Here is a 7,388-nt window from a genome sequence, read left to right on the forward strand (position 1 = left end):
CCGCCACGCGCACTGCTGCGCCGCCGGGCCCGGCTGGGGAGGTTCGCGGCCGGGCTGCGGGAGCTGTACCCGGTCCGGTCCGGGTGGTTGACGTGGCTCGACGAAGCGACCCTGGTGTGCCGCTGCGAGGAGGTCACCCTCGGCCGGATCGAGGAGGCCGCCCGTCGCGGCGCCGACGACGTGCGGTCGATCAAGCTGCTCACCCGCGCCGGCATGGGGTGGTGCCAGGGCCGCATGTGCGCCGAGGCGACCGCGTGTGTGCTCTCCGACGTCCTCGACCGCCCGATCCCCGCGCCGCCCCAGCATCGCCCGATCGCCCAGCCCATCCGCCTCGCGGACCTAGCCGAAGGAACCTGATGAGCCTCGAAGTGAGCGTCGAACCCGCCACCACCGAGCCCGCCGCCGCCGGCCGACCCTCCCCCGCCGACCGCAAGCCGTGGCACGGCGTGGTCGTGGCCACCGCGCTGCCGATGCGCCCGGACCTGTCCGTCGACTTCGACGCGTACGCCGAGCACGTGCGATGGCTGGTCGACTCGGGGTGCGACGGGGTGTGCCCCAACGGATCGCTGGGCGAATACCAGTCGTTGACCCCAGCGGAGCGGGCCCGGGTGGTCGAGGTGGCGGTCGAGGCGGTCGGCGGTGACCGGGTCCTGCCCGGCGTCGCGGCGTACGGCGCGGCCGAGTCGCTGCGCTGGACCGAGCAGGCCGCCGAGGCCGGCGCGCGGGCGGTGATGCTGCTGCCGCCGAACGGCTATCGCGCCGACGCCCGCACCGTGATCGACCACTACCGCACGGTCGCGAGCGCGGGGCTGCCGATCGTCGCGTACAACAACCCCTTCGACACCAAGGTCGACCTGACCCCGCGACTGCTCGCGGACCTGTACGACCTGGGTCTGATCGTCGGCGTCAAGGAGTTCACCGGTGATGTGCGGCGCGCCTACGAGGTGGCCGAACTCGCGCCCGGGCTCGACGTGTTGATCGGTAGTGACGATGTCGCGCTCGAATTCGGACTCGCGGGGGCGGTCGGTTGGATCGCGGGTTACGCCAACGTGTTCCCGCGGGCGAGCGTCGAGTTGTATCGGGCCGCCACCGGCGGGGGCGACGTGCGCGCGGTGCAGGCGCTGTACCGGCTGCTGCACCCGCTCCTGCGGCTCGACTCGCAGACCGAGTTCGTCCAGTCGATCAAGCTGTCGATGGACCTGGTCGGCCGTCGCGGCGGCTCGTGCCGGGCCCCGCGGCTGTCACTGCTTCCCGAACCCGAGGCGGCGGTGCGGGAGTTCACCCTGAAGGCGATGGCGGAGGGGCTGCGCTGATGCGTTCACGACACGTCTTCCACGCGGTCGACTCGCACACCGAGGGCATGCCGACGCGCGTGATCACCGGCGGCGTCGGGGTGATCCCCGGCGCGGGGATGGCCGAGCGGCGCCGGCACTTCATGGCGCACCTCGACCACATCCGCACGCTGCTGATGTACGAACCGCGCGGGCACGGCGCGATGAGCGGCGCGATCCTGCAACCGCCGACCCGGCCGGACGCGGACTACGGCGTGCTGTTCATCGAGGTGTCCGGATGTCTGCCGATGTGCGGGCACGGCACGATCGGCGTGGCGACCGTGCTGGTCGAGACCGGCATGGTCGACGTGGTCGAGCCGGTCACCAGGGTGCGGCTGGACACCCCGGCCGGACTCGTGGTCGCCGAGGTCGAGGTGCGCGACGGAGCGGCCCGCTCGGTGACGCTGCGCAACGTCGCGTCCTACGCCCACGCACTCGACGAGACCGTGGACGTGCCCGGGCTCGGCGCGCTCACCTACGACATGGCGTACGGCGGCAACTTCTACGCGATCCTGCCGCTGGACAAGGTCGGGCTGCCGTTCGACCGCGCCGCCGGGCCGCGAATCCTGGAGACCGGGCTCGCGATCATGGCGGCGATCGACGAGCAGCACCGACCGGTACATCCCGAGGATCCCGACGTGGCGGGCTGCCACCACGTGCAGTTCCTCGCGCCCGGCTCCGACGCCACGCACTCGCGCAACGCGATGGCGATCCATCCGGGGTGGTTCGACCGCTCGCCGTGCGGCACCGGGACCAGCGCGCGGATGGCGCAGTTGTACGCGCGCGGCGAGTTGGCGCTGGACCGGCCGTTCGTGAACGAGTCCTTCATCGGCACGCGTTTCGAGGGACGGTTGGTCGCCCGGGCCACGGTGGGCGACCGTGACGCGGTCGTGCCCACGGTCACCGGTCGGGCCTGGATCACCGCGACCGCGCAGTATCTGCTCGACCCGCAGGATCCCTTCCCGGCGGGTTTTCGGTTGTAGGGCGAGCCTTCGCCGGGAGGAGGACTTTGCGGTGGAAGGCCCGATCGCGTTCGCGAGCCGGTGGTACGTGAGGTGCGCCGCCCGGTTCCGGTCCCGAGGGTGACTGACCGTCAGTAACATGGCGGGAGGAGGCACCATGGAATCGGGACACGGAGCACTCGCGCTGCCGTCCTTCGACGATCGTCCGATCCTGCGGGATCGGGTCGCACGAGAGTTGCGGGCGGCACTGATCGCGGGTGAGATGCGGCCGGGCGTGGTCTATTCGGCGCCCGCGCTCGCCGCGCAGTTCGGGGTCTCGCCGACACCGGTTCGCGAGGCCATGCTCGACCTCGCGAACGAGGGACTGGTCGAGGCCGTACGCAACAAGGGCTTTCGGGTGACCGAACTGTCCGACCGGGAGTTGGACGAGTTCACCGAGATCCGCGCGCTGATCGAGGTCCCGATCGTGGCCCGGCTCGCGGGCACGATCACCCCCGAACAGCTCGCGGAGCTGCGCCCGCCGGCGCAGGAGATCGTCGCGGCGGCGGAAGCCGGCGACCTGATCCGCTACGTCGAGGCCGACCGCCGCTTCCATCTGTCGCTGCTGGCCCTGGCCGGCAACGAGCATCTGGTCCGCGTGGTCGGCGACCTGCGCAAACGCTCACGTCTGTACGGTCTGTCCCGCCTCGTCGGCAACGGCCGGCTGGTCGCGTCGGCGGCGGAGCACCTCGAACTCCTTGACGCCCTGGCCACCGGTGATCCGGTCGTCGCCGAACAGGTGATGGCCCGCCACATCGGCCATGTCCGAGGTATGTGGGCGGACCCGAACCAGCGGACGTGATCGCGGAGTCGAACGCGTCGCAACGCAGGCCGCGTTTCGACCTTCGACTCCACGATCGGGTCCAGGGGGGTGGTGGCCGGTGGGCGGGCGTCAGACCTTGCCCGCCACCATGTCCATCAGGCGATCCAGGACGGCGCCGCCGGACGCGTTCGAGCCGTCGTGCTCCCACTCGTTGGTGACCCACGGGCGCACGTTGGCCACCCGCCTGGCGGTGTCCAGGGAGAATTCGGCGTCCACGTACATGTCGTCGTGGTAGACCACCGCGGCCACCGGGACCGGGTTGGTGCGCAGGCGTTCGAGGTCGTACAGCACGGGCCAGTCGTCGTGGCGGGCCAGTTGGTCGGCGGCGTCCCGGAAGGGGCGCAGCGCGGCGATCTCGTCGAACATCCAGGGATACATCATCTCGCCGGTGAACAGGAGCGGGTCCGCCGCCGCGGCGAACTCCGGGAGTTCGTTGTGCACGCGGTCGGCGGCCCACCCCGTGCCGACTTTGCCCTGGCCGTAGATCGGTTCCTGCAGGACCGCCCACAGGGGGTTGTCCACCAGGGCCGTGGCGTGCATGGCCGCGGCGCGGAACGTGTCGGAGACGTGGTCGCCGTCCCACGCCTCGTCGAGCATCCAGTGCACGCGCTCGTAGCCGTCACCCATCCCGAACGGGTTGCCCAGGTGCTGGAGTCGACGCACGGTGAGCCGGTCGCCGTCGGGCAGCCGTACGTCGTTGGCGGCGAGGTGGTCGGCGAGTCGACGCACCGCCTCGACGTCGTCGGGATAGCGCGCGTAGTACTCGGCGTTCTTGGCGCGCACGCGCGGGAAGGTGCGTCGGTAGACGTCCTCCGCCGTCGCGTCCAGCGGCGCGAGGCCGCCGGTGACGTAGCAGGACGTGAGTCCCTCGGGCGCGGCGGACAGATACGCCAGGGTGATGAACCCGCCGTAGCTCTGGCCGAGTGTCTCCCACGGCTCGTCGCCGCACAGGTGCCGGCGGATCAGCTCCGCGTCGGCGACGATCGCGTCCGCGCGCATGTGCCGGAGCAGGCGGGCGAGTTCGTCGGGGGGCGTGCGGGCGGCGAAGGCCGGCGTGATCGGCGTGCTGCGGCCGGTGCCGCGCTGGTCCAGCAGCAGCACGCGGTGCGTGCGCAGGGCGCGGGCCAGCCATCCCGTCGCGCGGTTGGGGCGCTGCGACTTGCCGCCGGGGCCGCCTTGGAGGAAGCACAGCCACGGCCGTTTCTTGTCCACGGCCGTCGGGTCGACGACCTCGCGGGCGAAGACCTCGATGGTCGGCCCGTCGGGTCGCGAGTGGTCGAGCGGTACGACGAACGTGTGATCGGTGAGGGCCATCCCCGGAATCCGGGTCGTGCGGGACGTGCGAGTCGTGCCGGTCGTTCCGGTCATGCGGGTTCCTCCTGCACTCGGCGATTCTGTGTCGTGTGACATTTCACTAGAGGAACAGGGCGCGTGTCTCGCTCGGCGGCGACAAAATCGCGACGAATGTCGGTCCGGGCACCGGGGATGGGGCATCCGCGTGGGTCTGCCCCGAGTTCGCGCGTCGAGTCTTCCGGGGGCGGATCCACTGCGAGAGGGTCTGACCCCAGACAGGTGCGAGCGATCTGCCGGCGAACCCCGAGAGGAACGATTCCCATCGTGACCCAGGACCCGTACTCCGCGTTTCAGGACTCGATCTATCTGAGCGGCCTGCTCACCGGCGAGACCCCCGCGTATCCGGTCGACTCGACCGCCTTGGAGGAGGCCGCGGCGGCCGGGCTCGACGCGGGCGCGCGCGGCTACGTGCTGGGCGGCGCGGGCACCGGTTCGACGATGCGGGCCAACCGCGAGGCGTTCGACCGCGTGCGGATCGTGCCGCGCATGCTGCGCGACGTCGGCGCGCGCGATCATTCGTGCGACGTGCTGGGTACGACCATGCCCGCGCCGGTACTGCTCGCGCCGGTGGGTGTGCAGTCGATCGTGTGCCCGGAGGGCGAGTTGGCCACCGCGCGCGCCGCGGCGGCCCTGGGCGTGCCGATGGTGCTCAGTACCGCGTCCTCGCACACTCTGGAGGCGGTCGCCGAGGCGTCCGGGGCGGGCCCGCGCTGGTTCCAGTTGTACTGGCCGCGCGACGCCGACGTGACGATCAGCCTGCTCGCCCGGGCCTGCGCGGCGGGATACACCACGCTCGTGGTCACGTTGGACACGTGGCTCCTGGGCTGGCGTCCGCGCGATCTGGACCAGGCGTACCTGCCGTTTCTGCGGCAGATCGGGATCGCGAACTACCTGAGCGACCCCGCGTTTCTCGCGGGTCTGGGCAAGCCGGTCGCCGAGGATCCGGTCGCGGCGATCGCGCACTGGGCAAAGATGTTCGCCGATCCGACCAAGACGTGGGCCGACCTGGACTTCGTCCGCGAGCACTGGAGCGGCCCGATCGTACTCAAGGGCGTCCTCCACCCCGACGACGCGCGCCGAGCCCGCGACGCGGGCATGGACGGGCTCGTGGTCGGCAACCACGGCGGCCGCCAACTCGACGGCGCCGTCGGTGCCTTGGACGCGCTGCCCGACGTGGTGGCGGCGGTCGGCGACGAACTCGCCGTGCTGTTCGACAGTGGCGTGCGCACCGGCTCGGACGTGCTGAAGGCACTCGCGTCGGGCGCGCGGGCGGTGCTGTTGGGCCGCCCGTACGTGTACGGCCTCGCGCTGGGCGGGGAGGCGGGCGTACGGCACGTACTCCGGTGTCTGTTGGCCGAGTTCGACCTGTCGATGGCGCTTTCGGGGCACACCCGGCCGAGCGGGTTGACTCCTTCGGTGCTGACGACGGGTCGGTAGCGGCCCGGACGGGGGTGGGGGCGCGGGCGGTTCGGCCGGTGTGCGCGGGGGCGGGTGGCTCGGGCACGGGCGTCCCGCCGGCCGACCTGTTTGGCCTGGTATCTCCGATAACCTCGCGCGTGCAAGAGTGCGAAGCGAGAGGACCCAACCGGTGAGTGATCGCGCCCCTACGACTGCCGCGCGCAGGCCACTCGGCATCCTGCGCCGGATGACCTCGCGCAGTTCCACCGAACCACATCGCGCGTCCACACCGCTCGAACTGTTCTTCGACCTGTCCTTCGTGGTCGCCATCGCGCAGGCGGGCGGGCGGCTCGTGCACTCGTTGGCCGAGGGGCATCCCTGGCACGGCATCGGCGGATACGTGCTCGTGTTCTTCGCGATCTGGTGGGCGTGGGTCAACTTCACCTGGTTCGCGTCGGCGTACGACAGCGACGACCCGCTGTACCGGGTCGCGGTGCTCATCCAGATCACCGGCGTACTTGTCCTCGCGGCGGGCGTGCCACGCGCGTTCGACAATCACGACTACAAGATCGCCATCGCCGGTTACCTGATCATGCGCCTCGCGCAGATGTTCCAGTGGCTGCGAGCCGCACACGACGAGACCGACCCGGCCGCGCGCCGAACCGCGCTGCGCTACGCGGCGGGCTTGTTGTGCGTGCAGATCGCGTGGGTGGTGCTGTTGGTGCTCCCGCACGCCGCCTGGAACTGGGGCTTCGTGCCGCTCGCGCTCGCCGAGATGGCAGTGCCCGCGATCGCCGAGCGCGAGCGGCAGACGACGTGGCACCCGCACCACATCGCGGAACGGTACGGGCTGTTCACCCTCATCGTGCTCGGCGAGAGCGTCTCGGCGGCGACGATCGCGATCCAGTCCGCGCTCGACGATCAGGCCGCTCTCGGCGAGTTGTTGCCGATCTCGGCCGGTGGTCTGCTGATCGTCTTCTCCGCCTACTGGATCTACTTCGCGGTCCCGATCCACGACTACCTCGTGTCCGGCAAACAGGCCTTCCTGTGGGGATACGGCCACTACGTGATCTTCGGGTCGGCGGCGGCGATCGGCGCGGGCATGGAGGTCGCCGTCGAACAGGCCGTCGGCGTCGCGCACGTCTCGCTCGTCGGGGCGTCCGCGTGCGCGACGATCCCGACCGCGCTGTTCATGTTCACCGTGTGGGCGATCCACTCGCGACACCACAAGCGCGGTCTCGTCCAGCAACTGATCCTGCCGGGTGCCGCCGCGCTCGTCCTGCTCTGCACGTTCGCGGGGAAGGCGGCGGTACCCCTCGCCGGGGTGGTGGCCGCGCTGGCGGTGGCGGCCGGTGTGGTGTCGGCCGCCTTGGTCGGCGAGGGCGACGTGCGGCCGGGGCACGCGTGACATGTGGCGGGGGGCTCGCCGGGGCGGGGGGCTCCCAGAGGCGGTGGGCTCGCCGGGCGGAGGCTCGCCGGGGC

7 protein-coding genes are annotated in these 7,388 nt (G+C 71.4%); 6 read left to right on the forward strand and 1 reads right to left on the reverse strand.

What is annotated here, in order from left to right:
- The 4 genes from GT354_RS42255 to GT354_RS42270 all read left to right on the forward strand — a co-directional run.
- On the forward strand, positions 1–357 hold a 357-nt coding region (locus GT354_RS42255; RefSeq protein WP_202512904.1), incomplete at its 5' end, for a (2Fe-2S)-binding protein.
- Positions 357–1,313 carry a dihydrodipicolinate synthase family protein gene (locus tag GT354_RS42260; protein ID WP_161362120.1) on the forward strand — a complete coding sequence of 319 codons (957 nt, stop codon included), beginning with the start codon at positions 357–359 and terminating at the stop codon, positions 1,311–1,313. The genes GT354_RS42255 and GT354_RS42260, both read left to right, overlap by 1 nt.
- A complete protein-coding gene (locus tag GT354_RS42265; protein ID WP_161362122.1) occupies positions 1,313–2,314 on the forward strand; it encodes a proline racemase family protein in 1,002 nt (333 codons plus the stop codon). Before GT354_RS42260 ends, GT354_RS42265 begins: the two co-directional genes overlap by 1 nt.
- A gap of 136 nt (positions 2,315–2,450) precedes the next feature.
- Entirely contained in the window at positions 2,451–3,134 is a 684-nt protein-coding gene (locus GT354_RS42270) for a GntR family transcriptional regulator (protein ID WP_202512905.1), read from the forward strand.
- A 90-nt stretch (positions 3,135–3,224) separates the two neighbouring features.
- On the opposite strand, the gene GT354_RS42275 is transcribed toward GT354_RS42270, so the two are convergent.
- Positions 3,225–4,523, reverse strand: a complete 1,299-nt coding sequence (locus tag GT354_RS42275) for an alpha/beta fold hydrolase (RefSeq protein WP_237535995.1) — start codon at positions 4,521–4,523, stop codon at positions 3,225–3,227.
- A gap of 249 nt (positions 4,524–4,772) precedes the next feature.
- Here GT354_RS42275 and GT354_RS42280 point away from each other — a divergent pair, with 249 nt between their 5' ends.
- The gene (locus tag GT354_RS42280) at positions 4,773–5,945 is read left to right on the forward strand and encodes an alpha-hydroxy-acid oxidizing protein (protein ID WP_346012429.1); all 1,173 of its coding nucleotides are present in this window, start codon (positions 4,773–4,775) and stop codon (positions 5,943–5,945) included.
- A 208-nt stretch (positions 5,946–6,153) separates the two neighbouring features.
- Positions 6,154–7,314, forward strand: a complete 1,161-nt coding sequence (locus GT354_RS42285) for a low temperature requirement protein A (RefSeq protein ID WP_161362130.1) — start codon at positions 6,154–6,156, stop codon at positions 7,312–7,314.
- Positions 7,315–7,388 lie beyond the last annotated feature (74 nt).

The sequence above is a fragment of the Streptomyces sp. SID3343 genome (assembly GCF_009865215.1).
GTDB lineage: Bacteria > Actinomycetota > Actinomycetes > Streptomycetales > Streptomycetaceae > Embleya.